Below are 1,126 nucleotides of genomic sequence, written 5' to 3' on the forward strand. Positions count from 1 at the left end.
CACACGTCCCGTGCGCACATAGGCCGTGGTGCGCACGGGACGCGTGGGTTCCGTCTGGCTCCAGCCCATGAATTCGGGACGGCGTTCCCACGCGAGGCGGTAGTACTCGCGCAGGATGGCCGCCGTTTCCGCGGCGTGGACGCGTCCGAACTGCGCGGCGGCCCACGCTTCCAGGTGGCGCGCGGGATCCCGCTGCAGGACGTCCGCGTCGAACGCCGCGTCGAGGAAGTACTGCGTGAGGTATTCGGCCGGCTTGATGTCGCCCACGTTCAGCACCCACAGGCGGCGCGCACCGGTCGCCCATGCGCGCTCCAGCTGGTCGCGGATCAGTGATGGATGCGTCGTGGCCAGCCACAGGTAGTCGTGCGGCCGGCCCCAGTACGACACGTGGTAATAGATGCCCTGCCCGCCCGCGCGCCGGCCCTCCCTGTCCGTGCCCAGTTGCGCGAGATAGCCGTAGTTATCGTCCGGCCACACGAGCGTCACGTCGTCGGGCACGGCGAGGCCGAGGTTCCAGTAATCCAGCACTTCCTTGTACATCGTGAAGGCTTGCGGGATGCGCGCGGGCGGCTTGCCCTGCGCTTCGCCCAGCATCGCGCGCTGGACCTTGAACACGTCCTGCAACGTGTCGCGCGCCTGTTCGGGACTGGCCGCGCCCTCCATCGCGGAATCATGCACGCCGCGCAGGCCCAGCGACGTCATCGTCTCCATGCCTTTGACTTCGTCGATGCGCGTGCGCCAGTAGTCGACGAGGCGGTCGCGGTTGCGGAACCAGTCGAACGGGCCGCCGTTCCATTCGCGCACGTTATTGCGCATCATCGGCTCCGCATGCGACGTGCCGACGATGATCGCGTAATCGTCGGCCATCCGCGCATTGCCCGCGACCTCGTAGAACGGCCGCGTCGATTCGTGCATCGCGGGCCACACGAGGTTCGCCTTCAGGCGCCACAGCAGCTCGAACACGCGCGCGTACGTCGCCGGACCGATGTCGTGGGCCGGATCGAACGTTTTGGCCGCCCACGGCTGCAGCCCCCAGTCCTCGTCGTTGATGAAGATGCCGCGGTACGCCACCGCCGGCGCGTGCGACAGACGCGGCGCGCCGTCGACGGCCGGGCGGTCCAGGTGC

Annotated in this window: 1 protein-coding gene; it reads right to left on the minus strand. The window is 68.7% G+C overall.

Annotated features, from left to right (window positions below; all coding sequences use genetic code 11):
• Positions 1-1,126 (minus strand): glycosyl hydrolase 115 family protein (locus ACEN88_RS32330; RefSeq protein ID WP_413346311.1); only part of this gene is annotated, 1,126 nt, incomplete at both ends.

It is taken from the genome of Massilia sp. CT11-108 (assembly GCF_047302915.1).
GTDB classification, from domain to species: Bacteria; Pseudomonadota; Gammaproteobacteria; order Burkholderiales; family Burkholderiaceae_D; genus Telluria; species Telluria orientalis.